This is a genomic window from Candidatus Desulfosporosinus nitrosoreducens, from assembly GCF_030954495.1.
Classification (GTDB): domain Bacteria; phylum Bacillota; class Desulfitobacteriia; order Desulfitobacteriales; family Desulfitobacteriaceae; genus Desulfosporosinus; species Desulfosporosinus nitrosoreducens.
Genome location: NZ_JAVHUW010000056.1, coordinates 32,638 through 47,712 on the forward strand (window position 1 = coordinate 32,638; position 15,075 = coordinate 47,712).

The 15,075-nt window shown below is 47.3% G+C and carries 15 protein-coding genes; 3 read left to right on the plus strand and 12 right to left on the minus strand.

The features are described 5' to 3' along the window. Window positions 1-1,158, plus strand: coding sequence for a nucleoside recognition domain-containing protein (locus tag REC12_RS13945; RefSeq protein WP_308895441.1), 1,158 nt, complete (start codon window positions 1-3; stop codon window positions 1,156-1,158). A gap of 252 nt (window positions 1,159-1,410) precedes the next feature. Here the strand turns inward: REC12_RS13945 and REC12_RS13950 are convergent, their stop codons facing one another. From REC12_RS13950 to REC12_RS13990, 9 genes are all read right to left on the minus strand, one after another. Beyond that, entirely contained in the window at window positions 1,411-1,956 is a 546-nt protein-coding gene (locus tag REC12_RS13950) for a beta-class carbonic anhydrase (protein WP_308895444.1), read from the minus strand. A gap of 50 nt (window positions 1,957-2,006) precedes the next feature. Continuing rightward, window positions 2,007-2,465, minus strand: a complete 459-nt coding sequence (locus REC12_RS13955; protein ID WP_308895446.1) for a hydrogenase iron-sulfur subunit — start codon at window positions 2,463-2,465, stop codon at window positions 2,007-2,009. Window positions 2,466-2,484: 19 nt separating this feature from the next. Then, window positions 2,485-4,203: a hydrogenase iron-sulfur subunit gene (locus tag REC12_RS13960; RefSeq protein ID WP_308895448.1), complete on the minus strand. Its 1,719-nt coding sequence runs from the start codon at window positions 4,201-4,203 to the stop codon at window positions 2,485-2,487. 182 nt (window positions 4,204-4,385) lie between these two features. Continuing rightward, window positions 4,386-4,739, minus strand: coding sequence for a 4Fe-4S dicluster domain-containing protein (locus REC12_RS13965; protein WP_308895450.1), 354 nt, complete (start codon window positions 4,737-4,739; stop codon window positions 4,386-4,388). A 62-nt stretch (window positions 4,740-4,801) separates the two neighbouring features. Further along, window positions 4,802-6,553, minus strand: a complete 1,752-nt coding sequence (locus REC12_RS13970; protein ID WP_308895452.1) for an adenylyl-sulfate reductase subunit alpha — start codon at window positions 6,551-6,553, stop codon at window positions 4,802-4,804. A 123-nt stretch (window positions 6,554-6,676) separates the two neighbouring features. Further along, window positions 6,677-8,167 (minus strand): SLC13 family permease, encoded by a 1,491-nt coding sequence (locus REC12_RS13975; protein WP_308895454.1) that lies wholly within the window; start codon window positions 8,165-8,167, stop codon window positions 6,677-6,679. 289 nt (window positions 8,168-8,456) lie between these two features. Continuing rightward, a complete protein-coding gene (locus REC12_RS13980) occupies window positions 8,457-9,134 on the minus strand; it encodes a Crp/Fnr family transcriptional regulator (RefSeq protein WP_308895456.1) in 678 nt (225 codons plus the stop codon). 129 nt (window positions 9,135-9,263) lie between these two features. Continuing rightward, window positions 9,264-10,190, minus strand: a complete 927-nt coding sequence (locus tag REC12_RS13985; RefSeq protein WP_308895458.1) for a methyl-accepting chemotaxis protein — start codon at window positions 10,188-10,190, stop codon at window positions 9,264-9,266. Window positions 10,191-10,487: 297 nt separating this feature from the next. Beyond that, window positions 10,488-11,606, minus strand: a complete 1,119-nt coding sequence (locus REC12_RS13990) for an aldo/keto reductase (protein ID WP_308895460.1) — start codon at window positions 11,604-11,606, stop codon at window positions 10,488-10,490. Window positions 11,607-11,808: 202 nt separating this feature from the next. Between REC12_RS13990 and REC12_RS13995 the strand changes: the two genes are divergently transcribed. After that, complete coding sequence (locus tag REC12_RS13995) at window positions 11,809-12,216, plus strand: MarR family winged helix-turn-helix transcriptional regulator (protein ID WP_308895461.1); 408 nt, start codon at window positions 11,809-11,811, stop codon at window positions 12,214-12,216. 273 nt (window positions 12,217-12,489) lie between these two features. On the opposite strand, the gene REC12_RS14000 is transcribed toward REC12_RS13995, so the two are convergent. Together REC12_RS14000 and rsmD are read right to left on the minus strand one after the other, a co-directional pair. Continuing rightward, window positions 12,490-12,990 (minus strand): ATPase, encoded by a 501-nt coding sequence (locus REC12_RS14000; RefSeq protein WP_308895463.1) that lies wholly within the window; start codon window positions 12,988-12,990, stop codon window positions 12,490-12,492. A gap of 17 nt (window positions 12,991-13,007) precedes the next feature. Beyond that, window positions 13,008-13,559 (minus strand): 16S rRNA (guanine(966)-N(2))-methyltransferase RsmD, encoded by a 552-nt coding sequence (gene rsmD / locus REC12_RS14005; RefSeq protein ID WP_308895465.1) that lies wholly within the window; start codon window positions 13,557-13,559, stop codon window positions 13,008-13,010. Between the two features lie 314 nt (window positions 13,560-13,873). On the opposite strand from rsmD, the gene gpr reads away from it, so the two are divergent. Then, on the plus strand, window positions 13,874-14,860 hold the full coding sequence (gene gpr / locus REC12_RS14010; protein WP_308895467.1) for a GPR endopeptidase: 987 nt from the start codon (window positions 13,874-13,876) through the stop codon (window positions 14,858-14,860). A 46-nt stretch (window positions 14,861-14,906) separates the two neighbouring features. Here the strand turns inward: gpr and REC12_RS14015 are convergent, their stop codons facing one another. Next, entirely contained in the window at window positions 14,907-15,032 is a 126-nt protein-coding gene (locus REC12_RS14015) for a small, acid-soluble spore protein, alpha/beta type (RefSeq protein ID WP_308895468.1), read from the minus strand. Between the last annotated feature and the right edge of the window lie 43 nt (window positions 15,033-15,075).

Consider the following 15,075-nt stretch of genomic DNA (forward strand, 5'->3'; position numbering starts at 1 on the left):
ATGTCCATTATCATCCGTGTCTTAGGCTTAAGTCTCCTTGCCTTCGGTATGTTTCTCTTTCCCCAGGAAGTGTTAAGTTCTGCCAGTGCCAGTCTAAGTTTATGGTGGCGTTTTGTCCTGCCTGCTTTACTTCCCTTTTTTATTCTTTCAGAACTTTTAATGGCTTCAGGATTTGTCCATTTCCTTGGAGTTTTTCTGGAATCCTTCATGCGACCGGTTTTTCGTCTTCCGGGTCAAGCGGCCTTTGTCGTCGCCATGGGCTACACCTCGGGATTTCCTATGGGAGCGGTACTTACCGCACGCCTGCGCAAATCCGGTGAAATAAGCCGAATCGAAGGAGAACGGCTCCTGACGTTTACGAATAACCCCAGCCCGGGATTTATGTTTGGAGCCGTTGCTTCCGGTATGTTGGGAAAACCGACCCTCGGAATCATTCTTGCCGGCTCGGTTTATCTGGCCAATCTTCTAGTCGGGTTCCTCTTCCGTTTTTACCGCATCACCGCATCCCCCGCCCAACCGATCAAGCTGCCTTCCTTTAAGCGCGCCTGGCAAGAGCTGAAAGCCGCCCAGCTTCAAGACAAACGAACAATCGGCCAAATCTTAACGGACTCCATCAAGCAAAGCTTTACAACCGTCATTATGGTGGGCGGCTTTATGGCCTTTTTTTCAGTAATCCTGCGGCTTTTGAATTTGTGGCACGTCACTTTATTGCTAGCGACCCTAAGCCATTCCCTAATAAGAATCGTTCCACTGACGATTCAACAAGCCTTTTTTAACGGCCTTCTGGAAATGACCATAGGCTGTCAGCAGACAATTCAAGCTGTTCCGGTTCTCAGCCAGCAGATCGCTTTGCTCACTCTCTTGATGGGATGGAGTGGTCTATCTGTATTTGCTCAGGTCATCGGTTTCATCAGTGGTACGGATTTGCGGCTGGCTCCTTTTGTTTTCGCGAGAATACTCCACGGAATTTTCGCTTTAGGGTTAAGCCAACTCTTTTTGACCTTTGCTAAAGTTCCGACAACATCTTTTCCCCTTCAAACTGCAAGCCCGTCTCTTCAGTTTTGGAATACCTGGCACCTTAGCTTGCTTATGTTCCTTGGACTTTCTGCCCTTCTTATTTTCCTGGCTTTAGGGCAACGTTTCCTCGCTAAAACCTAATCTCATGGCGGAGAAGAAGCCGGCACAAACGCCTCGTCGCCTTATGCTCAGAAAGCATATAACGTAAGTTTAAACTTTCTGGCAACACCAGAAAAAGGATGAGTATCATCCTACTCATCCCGGACTGTTGCCAAAAGCAAAAACCCCCCTAGCCAGTGGTATTAATATACTATACGGATAGGGGTATTTAATTACCTTTTGTGAATGTCAGGCCATCTGCCGGCCTTTTTGGCGTGCTGGAGCTCAATCTGTTTAAACAACCCGAACCTGACCCGTTTGCGGATTCATAACTAAACCGTGTACTTGAATTGTCTTCGGTAAAAGAGGAGACGTTTGAATCTGACGGCAAACCCATTTCACATTGTCTTCTATCGTCTTAAAATGACCAAGCCAGGCCCGCAGCTTATCTTCAATGCCTTTGACGGCATCAGGCGCAATCCCCCGGCTCTGCATTTTGCCGCAGAGCTCTTCTGTTTTAAGCTTCGCTATGCCGCAGTCATCATGACCAACAACCAATATTTCTTCAATTCCCATCTCAAAAACAGCAGCCACCAGGGAAAATATAACCGGGTCCTGAGTATTGTCCAGCAAGGAATTGCCGGCAGTCTTAATAACCTTGGCATCTCCCCGCTTTAAGCCTAAAGCAGGAAGAATGAACCCGGCCAGTCTTGTATCCATGCAAGTGAGCACCGCCGCTTTGCGTTGGGGTTTGCCATCTACCGGAAAGAATTCCTGCCACTGCTTATTCTGAACAAACTTTTGATTCGCCGAAATGATCTCGCTTAACAACTCTGTCACAAAACGGCCTCCCTCCGGAATACTTGTTTGTGATGTTCATCGGCAACTTTTTAACCGGGCTGCTTAAAAAGCTTGTTGGGGCCCAGATTTTCGAGCTTCTCAGCAATCCGGCCCACCAGTTCTCTCAAGTCCTGGCTATCTGCAGCGTCCGTCCACTTGATCTGGAGGCGTTCCTTCTCCATTCCCAGGTTTCCTATAAATTCTCTCATCAGCTCTAAACGAAGCTTGGCCTCTTGGTCACCGCCCGGGTAACGGCATTTACCGGGCGGACAGCCTGTCAATAAAACAGCATCGGCTCCTTGCTGAAAAGCTCTCAAAACGTATTGCGGATTTATTCTTCCGGCACAAGGGACCCGCAGAAAGCGAAAATCCGGATAAGCGGCTCCGTCCGCTTCAGCCGGAGACATTACAGACAATGGACTGTTTTCACAAACAATGCCGATGATTAAGGGCGACCAGCCGGATAAATTCTGCGCTTGAGGATTCATCTGTTCCACTCCAATCGTCATACAACTCCCCTGCCCAAGTCTATTCTTTCAAGGGATTAGGTCCTAAATTGCCTATTGTTCCGGCATAAGCGTTGATTTGCTGCTGGAAGAGGCTCTCTTCACCATCTTCCGGCGCCCGGACACCGCTTTGACCCGGTGACAAAGCGGACAAACCCGCCAGCACATCCTGCAGCCCTAGCTCTGCAGCCCTGTTGCGATCCGCAGGAGAAACCATGGCCTTCTCCCATAAGTCTGTACAAGACCATTGTTCAGGCTCCAAGCCAACATCGCGCTGGTACTTCTGCATACGCCAGCCAAAAAAGTCCTTGGCGCAGGCGGCGACAACTCCCCGGGAAGGATTGGCCTTTAACCCGGCTTTGACTTCCTGCCAGGCCTGTGCGCTGCAAAGCTGCGGCAAAACCAGCACCTGGCCGAAGCCCTGCCGGTACAGAGCCTTTTCTAATTCCTGAAAATCGATATATTGCTCAAGCTTACCGGCGCAGCTGCACAAGATCGCCGTATCCGAGGAAAACGTTACCGCCGTCTTTGAACACAGGGAATCGAGGGCAGCCAGGAACTGTGAATCATTAAAACGAACCGTCTGGCAGGCTCCCGACGGACAGTTGGCCGCACAGATTCCGCAAGAACGGCAGGCCGCTTCATCCCGCCCGGAAACCAGCCGCTCTTCACCTCTAACCGACTTTCTCTCGGGAACGACGGCATTAAAGGGGCACACTTTTTGGCAAATCAGGCAGCCGGTGCATAACTCGGGATTGACATATATCCCCGCTTTTTTCTTCTCCTGCCAGCCTAAATATTGGACGCGCTCCTTTTCGATCATCATTCTGGTCAAGGTTTCTTTCAGATTGTCCAAACGCTGCTTGGCCAGGATATTGCCTTGCCGGATTTTACAGGAGCCTTGCTCACAGCCCAAGAGCAGCACGCCGTCAATGCCTGAGGATAAAGCGTCATTGATTAAAGCCGCGTTTACCGCACCCATGCAAGGTACTTTAATAATTCGCATATTCGCAGGCAAAGCAGTGCCCCAGGCAATTTCTTTCAGCAAAGCCGGGTAAGTGAGGGGTTCACAGCAAAAGGCCAGCAGCGTAGGCTCTGCGCTGCCGTCCCCTTTGAGAGCACGGATTTCGGCGCTGAGTTCTTCAATCCGCAAATTAGGCAAGGAAATACACTGGATTGGGCAGCTGCCGACACAAATACCGCAGCGCTGGCACAAATCCTGATTAGCTTGCGGATAGCCCTCGGAATTCAAGGAGTAAGCCCCGACAGGACATTCTTCCATACAACGCTTGCATTTATCGCATTTCAGATAGTTAATTGCGGCGCCTCCAGCGTCCGCATTTCCCTTATCCGCACTTTTTCTAACTTTGCTGACCGCCATTTTTATTAAATCCCTGGCCGACTGGAGGGTATCCTGACCACAATAAGACCATAGGACCAGCTCGCGCAAAGGAACTGTAACCAGAGCCGTCTTCCCGCTGTCTGCTTTCTTAAGACAGGAAGAGAGACGCTGATACAGCGTTTCCGCGGCACAAGCGCCGACGACCAGGCCGCCGGGCCGGCTGCTTCGGACTAATTCGGCAAATTTCTCCGTTCCGGCAATAGAGCAGAGCTGTTCCACAATGTGAATCCGGGAAATTTTTTTGTTCTTGGCCAGCTTTTCGCTTAAGCGCTCCAGCTCCAATTGAGAGTACGGGTTTTCCGGACAGCGGCAAAGTACGACGTCAACGGAGTTTGGCATAAGTTCTCCTCCCGATTAAATATATAAATTAATAAAACCCCATTTGTTCAAATGTCAGCTGTACCGCGATAGCACAGCTGACATAAATTAAGCGTTTCCTTTTATTTTTTTATGCCGCTTTAGGCGTTCCCAAGCAATCCTGAGCTGACTTTGACACTAATCAGGCGCTGATCGGGCGCTGATTAATCGTCGTCATCCTCGTCATCGTCGTCATCGGCATCATTGTGATTTTTAACCACAAAGCGTTCGACATTGCCGTCAATATCAATGCAGGTCCAATTGACGCGGTTGGTACCCATCATAGGAATCAGTTTCGCTTCATGATAGCCGAGCTGATAAGGAATTCTCGTTTCGATGGCACTTTGCGGACAAATTTTGGTGCAGGACATGCAATCCCAGCAATCTCTGGGATCGCGGCAGATCGCTTTGCCGTTATCCCCTAAAGTCATGAGATCGCCCGGACAGATCTGTTCACAAAGAGGCTCTTTTTCGGCTTTACAGCCGTCGCATTTATTTAATAATACTTTTGGTGCCAACTTTAGGACTCTCCTTCCACATTACCTGAGCGGTAGTTTTATTTGCTAATGGCATCTGACTTTTACAGGGTGGGTTTGAAACGGTCGCCGGAAACAATTTGTTCGTAAGGTCTTGTGAAGAGCTCTACTTCCCCTGTTGCGCAGTTCAATTTGGAATTTACGAAGCAATCCAGATCGGGATTCTTTTCCGGATAGTCCATCCGGGTTTGCCAGCCGGGCCAGCGGGTTTCTTTGCGGTATTTCAGGTGATAAATAAGAACCTCCGCCACATCCAGACGGTCAACAACTTCATGAGCCAGCATCAGTTCGTGCAGGTCTTTGGCATAGAGAAATTTAACCTGGTCTTTCATCTTTCTGATGTGACGCAAAGCATTGTCCAGGCGTTCTTCGTTCATGCGGTAAAACTGATGCACTCCTCCGGCATATTCGTCCATAATGCGCTGCATTTTTTCTTCCATCCAGCGGGGAAGAACACCCTCGGCATCGGCAAAAAGCGGGTTGAAAACTCTGGCTTTTTCGGCGGCTATCTGAGCCGTTAAGTCAGAGTTAAGTTCACCGAGACTTGCAATGTAGTTGAGTGCACCGCGGGCGGACAGCAATCCTTCGGCGCCGCATCCTCCAACAAATTTATTGGGAACGCCGCCGGCCACATCTCCGCAGGCAAACAAACCGGGCAGCGTAGTCTGGAAGTTGTTGTCCAGCCAGTAACCGCTGGCCGTATGCCCGCCGACAATATAAGGATCGCTGCCGTAGACTTCAATCGGCTCTTTGCCGATATCGTGTCCGTTAGCAGCCAGATGCAGCACAAAAGAGGGACGCTCATTGAGGTAATCCGTCTTCAGTTCTTTAATTTGCTCGGGAGTCATTTCCCTGGTATCGACATAGATCGGTCCGCGCCCGGCCAATATTTCCTCCATAGGAGCGCTGGCCCGGATATAACGGGGCGCCTTATCCCCGCCGAACTCACTGTAGCGCTCGGCTAAAAACTTTTCGCCTTTGGCATTGATCATCGGCGTTTTATAACAAACGGAAATCGTGTCAATAGGACCATTGAAATCCTTGGTGCGTACTGCCGACCAGCGCATTTCAAAGGTCGTCATTTCCGCTCCGCCGCGAATCCCCATGGCATAGCCGGCGCCGGTATCAAAAGGACAGTACCAGATTTGATGGTGGGAGTCATTGCCGTCGTTTGTGTAAGGCTTATAAAGTCCGCCGGCCCCGCCGGTAGCTACGATGGTGGCTTTGGCTTTGATCGCGTAGAACTTGCCGTCTCTGACTCCGAAGCCCATGGCTCCGGCAACCTTTTCTCCGTCATAAAGAAGATTCGTGGCTACGACTCTGTTAACTACCTCAACGCCCATTTCCCGGGTTTTTTCCGCCAGAATGGGTTTCATTTCCGAACCTTGAATAGAGATATCCCATTGACCGCGATACTTGGCATCTCCTTCGTCATTCTTTTTAATCGGAAGTCCCCAGCGCTCCCATTCTTCGATGGGCTCATTCAGACATTTGGAAATTTCCAGAGCCAGATCTTCCCGCAGAATACCGCCGGCTTGCGCACGGCTCCAGCGGACTAAATCTTCCGGAGTTTTATCTTTTGGAAGATAGGTATTAATGGCATCCATCCCACCGGCCAGACAACCGCTGCGGTCGATATGAGCCTTTTCCATGATCGTTACTTTTGCTTGGGGATTTAACTTTTTCGCCTCGATAGCTGCAAAACAGCCCGCATTCCCTCCCCCGATAATCAAGATGTCGGTCTCTAAATGTTCTTCCTGAACATCATCTAAAGTCTTTGGCAAAGATTGAGTCATTGGTAAGCCTCCTTATTAGTTTCAAAATAAGCATAGCTGAAAGAACTCCCGTGAAAGTGTGTTCTTGAACGAATGTACCATGAGCCCAAGATACTGTAAGTCGTTTGTTAGACATTGAAAAAATTACCGTCCCAAGGGGTAACCCATTAAACTCCACCAGGGAACCATAACCGCAAGCACATAAATAATTGCCAGCAAAGTGGCAGGAGCGCCGACTTTAAAGAAATCGCCAAAGCTAAAATCATCGGAACCGTAAGCAATAACACAGGAAGCTAATTCTACCGGAATTAAAAAGGTAAATGGGTCAAGGATAGCGACGCTCAACACGAAGGGAACCGGATTGAGGTGCAGCATCGGCGCTAAAGCGGCGAGAATAGGGGCTATCAAAGACACCGCCGCAACACTGCTGGCGATTCCCAGACGAAAGACTTGAATAACAACCATAACCATAAAGAGCACTAAAATTCCATTGACATCGGGAATTACTTTAAACACGCTTGAAGCAATGAGTTTGGCCACACCTGTTGAGGATAAAGCCGTAGCTAAGGATGTAGCGCCGGCCAGCATCAGCCAGGTTCCCCACATGGTCTTTCCTTGCAGTGTTTTCCAGCCTATTGGCAGCAGACCCGGAATAAACAGGACCAACAGGGCCAATAAGGTAACCATGCCGGTGGGAATGTTGTGCAGCGGCTGAGTAATCCAGAGTAAGACAGCTAAAGCAAAGCAGCCTAAAATGATCATTTCGATGGGCTGGATTTTTCCCAAGGAAGCTTTTTCCTGAGTTATAGCTTCTGCTCCGCCCTTGATTTCAATTTTATTAACTTTATAAAAAAATTTTTGCCAGAGGTAGATTAAAACGCCCAGACCAGCCATAGGCCACATCATTAAAAACCATTTGATGAACGTGAGATTAATGGCACCCATTTTGGCCAGCGTTGTGGCAACTACGACATTCGGCATATGGGAGGTAAGAAAAATCGGCGCTCCCAGGGAGGCTGAAAAACCGACCGCTACTATGGCAAGTGCCTTTCTGACTTTTGCCTCCTCCGCATGTCCTTTAAAAAGATCTTTCAAACCTTCAACGACAGGAAAATACGTCGAAGCACGGGCTACAGTGGCCGGAATAAACAAGGCTGAAATAAAGTTGGCCAATAAAATACCCTTGATAATTGAACCCACCTGCGATGTTTTACCCACCAGAGCAAGGGCGATACGGCGGTCAAGTCCTGTGCAGCTCATCGCCGCGGCAAAGATAAAAGTTCCTATCACCAGAAACGAGGTGTCATTTGTAAAACCGGAAAACGCTTGCGGCATCTGGGTGAAGGCTCCGCTGACAATCAGCAGCAGCGGAATAGCCAAACCGGAGATAGCCTTGGGAGTAGAATCGGTTAACCAGGTTATGATTGCCCATATGGTGACTGCCAAGGTGGCGCGTCCGGCGACGGTTAGCTCTTTACTGACAGGAACGAGCAGAAGTATTAAAGCGAACGCAATCCACGACAAGAGAAACCCCGCGATGGCAATTCGCCCATTGACACCTGCCGACCGAGCGTTTCTGAACAAAGAAAAACCCGAGGTTTTTTCATCACAATATTCCAAGGATACATTTGCCATAGATTTACACACCAATCCTTTCTGTGATTACGATTATGAGCCTAACGCAGCCTGCCCGGGCTTCAGGTCAGAGCTTAACTTCACCGTGATTGTAGCATGTGCCCACAAGTACGTAAGTCGTTTATTCGACATTGGCCATAAAAAATAAGGAAAACTAATACTAAGTATTAGTAATCCTAATTTATTAATTTAAGAGCTGCCCGGGAAGGTCATTAAGACTCTTACGACGGCCGGATTAAACAAAAAATAACTGCTTAGTCCAGGGACAAAGCAGTTATTTTTGAGGTTCTCAAAGCTCAGCAAACGTTTTTAAACTTTCCAGATCAATAATCTCTATATTTTTCTTGCTGGAGTAGATAAGTTTTTGGTCCCTGAACTTATGCAGCGTTGTTGTAACCGTTTGGCGACAAGTGCCGATCATAGTGGCCAGTTCGTCTTGCGTAAGTTTGACATTCAGCTTTAGCCCCTTTTCCCCTTGGGTAACGCCCTTTTCCGCCAGGAAAAGGATCAATCTGGCCAACCTTCTGTCTACTTCAAAGGTCATAAGATTAAGTATCGTCGTCTCTGCTTCTCTGAGACGGTTGCTCAAAGCAGCGGCTATTTTTAAAGCAAGCTGGGGGTGGCGGTAAAGCAGGTCCTTAAAGGTATTTCCATCCATCTTCCACAAAACAGACTCTTCGATCGTTTTGGCAAAGCAGCATCGTTCCATTTCCCGAAGCACTTCGGCAATACCGATAACATCGCCGCTTTTGCGGATACCGACGGTCACAATCGTTCCTAAAGGAGAAATTCGAAAAATTTTTATATGGCCTGTTTCAATCAAGTAGACGAATCGAGCAGAGTTTTCTTCTTCAAAAACCGTTTCGCCGGCTTTAAAAGTCACTCTTTGGGCGCGCTCCCTAAAGCTCGCGCTTTCTCCTGTACTGAGAGTCACTGCCGGATTTTCCAAAGCACTATTAAAATCCAAAAGGATCCCCCCTATGCTTGAAATTTTGAAAAAGAATTTACAAAACCAGTCTCTAAAACTGCTTTACTCTGCATGATACAATGTCAGGCAATATTTGTCCAATTCAAAATATGGGAAAAAACCCAAGGCTTAAGCAAGGTTTTGGGCAAACAAATCGTTTAATTCACTTAAGGATTTTTGAATTTCGTACTTTTCGCCATCGACCTTTTGCCGGGCCTCAACCATCCGGTTGCTGTCGGATTCAACAACTTTAACCGCCCGGTAAGAGCTGCTCATCTGCTTGGCAAGTTCAGCGATCGTGTCCTTTATCTCGCCGAAAATTAAATTGGTTTGTTCGGTTGAGCTTTTAGCCGTGTTAATTCCTTGATGCTCCAGTTCAATAGCCTGTCGGACCCGCTCAATATTTTTTTGGATTAAGGAAGTCAATTGAGTGATTGACGTTGTTGCCTTGGCCGATTCTTCCGCCAGCTTTCGCACCTCATCGGCAACAATACTAAACCCTCTGCCCTGGTCGCCGGCGCGTGCCGCCTCAATGGCCGCGTTCAGAGCCAGTAAATTGGTCTGGGAGGCAATAGCGTCGATGCTCTTGGCAATGTTGACGATTTCACCGGAGCTTTGTTGCAGGGCATCTATAGTCTCTACCGTTTGCTCAACGGTATCTTGCACGTTTTGCATACTAACCGTGACTTTTTTTACAGAGTTGGAGCCGGTTTCAATTAAAGGATTTATTTCCAAGGCCTGCTTATGTACCGTTTCCAGTCCGGGAACAATGTTTTGCACTCCGGCAATTATTTCTGAGGTTATCCTAGCTACTTCTTGCCGGGAGAACGCTTGTCTTGATAATTGTTCTTCTATTTCGCTCGAGACTTGTCGGGCCAGTTGCCACCCGTACCTATTCTCATACTCTCCCCCGCCGGTTGAGAAGCAGACCTCAGGTGATTCAGGGGCTTCGTCTGAAGATTGCCTTCCGGCCTCGTATTCTTCTATGTTCATTGCGTCGAAGCTTTGCTTGTCACAAGAATACTTTGCGGCCTTTGCCTTTTTAAAAAAGAGCATGAATCTCATCCTTTCTATACCTACTCGGCTGAAATAAGACCAATATTAGCTACATTAGTCATCTATTATGCTGTATTATACCTGAGCAATTCAAATAGCCACGTCGTCTGGGCGACACGGTTCTTCCCAAGGCACAAAAGCAGAGACCCGGCGTTCACCACCGGGTCTCTCAGCAGAAAGAAAGGACGATATGAATGATTCAATGCTGCTATAAGGGATTGTTCCGAAATGACAAAGCAATAAATCAAAGCTCGAACCTCTAAGTTTTCATCAACTGACACAACAATCATGCCGTTCTTATTTTTCCAGTTCTTCAGCTATGGTTTTTAAACTTTCCATAATATCAAGATGCTGCGGACAAACCTGCTCACAGTTTCCGCAGGCAAGACAGTCCGAAGCTTTACCGGTCATTCTGGTTTCCAGTCCATAGCGGCTCTTTGCACCGGCCAGATCATTATAAATCATCTTGCGGTTATAGGTCGCGAAAACGTTGGGAATAAGTATATTCTGCGGGCAGCCTTCTATGCAATATTGGCATCCTGTACAGGGAATACTGGGAATTTCACTGATTGCTTGACGGGCCTTTTCAATAACAGCAAGTTCATCTTGATCAAGCGGTTTGAAGTTTTCCATAAAAGCCACGTTGTCCTGTACCTGATCCAGGGTCGACATTCCGCTCAGCACCGTAATAATGTTGTCCAGGGAGGCCGCATAGCGTATAGCCCATGACGCCAGCGAAACATTGGGATTGGCGTCTGCGAATATTTTGCGGATGCTTTCAGCCGGGTTGGCCAAGAGACCGCCCTTAACCGGTTCCATCACCACAATGGGTTTATGATGCTTCAACGCCACTTCATAGCATTTTCGAGCCTGAATAGTGGGACTCTCCCAGTCGTCGTAATTCAGCTGGAACTGGACAAACTCCATCTCCGGGTGCTCGGTCAGAAGTTTATCCAGCGCGTCCGCATTGTCATGCATGGAAAAACCGATATGCCGCACCAGGCCCTTTTCCTTAAGTTCACGGACATAATCCCACATTCCGAAGTCATCAAAATACTTGGTGCGGTTATTTCCCAAATTATGAAGCAGGTAGTAATCAATATATCCCGCACCGGTGCGCTCTAATGAGGTCCAGATCATATTCCTGGCCTCTTCTTCAGTTTTGACAATCCAAACGGGGCATTTGGTTGCGATTTGAAAACTTTCCCGAGGGTAGCGGTCAACGATTGCAGCTTTCATCGCCTCTTCCGACTTGCCGCCGTTATAGGCCCAGGAGGAATCAAAATAAGTAAAGCCTTTGGACATAAAGAGATCGACCATTTCCTTGGTCTGTTCAATGTCAATTTCTTCCCCTATCATCGGCAGCCGCATAAACCCAAAACCGAGCTTAGGAATATTTTCACCTAAATATGCCATACCCTACCTCCAAATCAAATAAAGATTTTCTAACTTGGATTATTCCGTATATTAATACTCTGCTCTATTGTTTTGATGTGAGGCCTGTGCAGCGCAACATCAGGTTGACACATCAACTTATATCTACTGTAACACATTGCGGTTGATACGTCAACCATGCTATAATGCTCCTATGGATACAAACGAGCTAACTGTAGAGGAAATGCGAATATGGCATCTCTGGAAATGCTCCTTTAAGAGCATTTTCGGCCGCGTCATGAAAGACATGTCCGAGCACACAGGACTGTCGGACGGTGATTTCGGAGTATTGGATCGCTTAGTCCATTTAGGGAACGGCAAGCTTCGCCAGCAGGAATTAGTCGATTCGATGGAGTGGACTAAGAGCCGCTTGTCCCATCATCTGACGCGGATGGAACAACGCGGGCTTATTCTGAGAAAACCCCTGGACACGGGCCGCGGAGTTCAAATCATCATCACTTCCGCCGGAAAATCGGCATTGGACAGTTCCCGTCCCGTACTCTCGAAGGCAATACGCAAACACTTCCTTGAGCAATTAAGCGCACAAGACATTGAGTCGATTACTAAGTTGGCTGAAAGAATCAATAAGTAGTCCTCAGCTGATCAATACTCATAAAAGCAAGAACTCTCTCCGGACCCGGATTATTCTTACTGCAGACAAAAGCAGAGCACCCCTAGCCAATGGTATTATTCATACTATACGGATAGGGGTGTTTTAGTCACCATTTGAGACTAAGCAATGGAGCAATTGACTTTCATTACATCTGGGGGATTTTAAGCCATTATAACGATTCATTCTAAAACAAAAGGAGTGTTACGCTTTGCGTAACCTCCTTTTTGCTTACGGTCCGGGATGAGTATCGTACTACTCATCCTTCTCTCTTTCATAGTTGACCGGTTGTTCCCGGTCTTCCTGAGCTAAACTTTTTAATTCTTCCCGGTTCTTGCGCAAAGACTGAAGCGTTTCGTACAAGCCCTGTTCGACATGTTGCAGCATCTCATCGGCGTATTGAACTGCCCCCATCTTCACATTATGAGCAAAGGACTGAGCTTGCCGGACAATATCTTCTCCGTAAGTCTGCGCCTGCTTGACAATTTCATCTTCCACAGCCATTTTGTCAACATAAGCCTTGCCACGTTCCATGAGCTTCTGGGCTTCCACTTGCGCCTCATCCAAAATGCGCTGCCGCTCTTTCAAAACCCATTTGGCATTTGTCAACTCTTCCGGCAAAGCGGCACGTATACGATCAAGTATTTCAAAAACAACAGCATCATCGACAAGAACCTTTCCGGTCATCGGAATTTTCGGTCCATGGTCGATAATCTCCTCCACCTCATTGAGTAAACTCAAAACATCGTTCTCCACGTTAATCCTCCCCCTCGTCATACATCCATGCTCTGTAAATACCATACTTTTGTATCTCCGTAGAGACTCACTTTACGAATTTCCAAAGAAAACATCGCCGCATTGAGCTGATCGTCTTTTGCCGTTTCAGCGATAATAACACCGTTAGGTCCTAAGAACAAGCGTTCGCTCAGGATCGTTAGGGACTTGGACACTAATTCTTGATGATAAGGGGGATCTAAGAAAATAAGGTTAAAGACTTCGTCATGATAATTGTCTAAAAACTTAAAAGCATCCATCAATACGACCTTAGCCTTATGTTCTAAACCTAGACGCCGAATATTTTCTCGAACGACCTTAAACGCACTGTGACCCTTCTCAACCAATACGGCCTCACGAGCTCCGCGGGAAAGAGCCTCAAGTGCTAAATTACCGGTACCGGTAAACAGATCCAAAATACGAGCGTCCTTAACTCTATCTCCTAAGACATTAAATATTGCACCCTTTACTTTATCCGAGGTTGGACGTGTCTGAATTCCTGCAACAGTTTTTAAAATCCGTCCGCGCATCTCACCAGCTATGATTCGCATAAACCCTCCGTGTCCATTATAGCAGAGCTTATTAAGCTTTTCAGCCACAATTATTAGATTATTAACTAAGTTTTATGTTAAGTATAACACACAAGCGGAAAACTCTTGCTTAATTCCTGCATATGATTTTTGTTTTTGCCAATACTATGTTTGGTATTCGGTGACGTTAATCATGATCATTGAATACTCTTCCCCCATCCAGCTCTTCCTTTCGTTTTTCCTCTCTGTTCACTGGGAGCTTCCAAAGCCCCAGTGACTTTTTTCAATGTTGCCGAATTACATAGGTGCAAATGAAAACTAAAGGAGCCAAGACCATGAAAAAATCCCAACTTTATCGCCAACTTAACGTTCAGCTTGACCTAGCGGTTGAAGCCCATCAGCTCCTGCGCGGGGAAAGCGGCGAAGAAATTCCCGGCGTGATCATGAATGAGCAAAATCTCGAACATGCCACAGTCACAATTATTACTGTGGAAACCGACGAAGGAGTCGAAGCGATTGGAAAGCCCAAAGGGCAATATGTCACCATCGATGCCCCGGAAATCCGAAATAATGATTACACGGTTCATGATAGTATTACCCAGATCTTAGCGGACCGCTTAATTGACCTTATGAAATTAAAAGAAGATGCCAGTATCCTGATTATCGGTTTGGGAAACTGGAACGCCACCCCGGATGCGCTGGGTCCTCAAGTAATCAGCAAAACTTTGGTAACCCGTCACCTTTTTCAGCTTTCCCCCGAAAATTTGCAAGGCAAAATGCGCAAGGTAAGTGCCATTTCACCGGGAGTGCTTGGCATCACAGGCATCGAAACGGCGGAAATCATCCGCGGCATTGTCGACCACGTCAAGCCTGATTTGGTTATTGCTATCGATGCCCTGGCCGCCGGCTCCTTAGAACGCATTGGCACAAGTATTCAGCTCGCAGACACAGGCATTCATCCGGGCTCCGGAGTTGGAAACCCAAGGTCCGGAATTAATGAAGAAACCGTAGGCTGCAAAGTAATCGCCATTGGTCTCCCAACCGTGCTCAATGCCGCCGTTATAGCGCATGACGCCGTGGAAGGGATTTTTAAAGAATTTGTGACCAGCCCTTCTCTATATAAACTATATAAAGGGATTAAGCCTGAAGCTTTAAGCAAAATTATCGACGAAGTTCTTTCACCCTTCCAGGGAAATCTCATGGTTACTCCTAAAGAAATTGATTCCCTTATCCAGACATCTGCCAAGATTATTGCCGGAGCATTAGCCATCAGCCTTCACCCGGGGATTGATCGCGAAGATTATGAACGGTATCTGCAATAATATAGAAAAGGGTCAGGCTAGTAAATTAACCTGACCCTTCTCTCAGTTATTGCGGCGTATTAGGAAAACTCTTGTGTTTGCGATTAGCTATCCCAATTTCCTGAGCAACCTCATACTTGAATTTCTCTAATTCCGGTGTGAGTTGGACCATAGGTTTTGTTGACTTAGTCAAAGCTTACACCTCCATAGATTTATTCAGTAAGGCAGCAGACCTG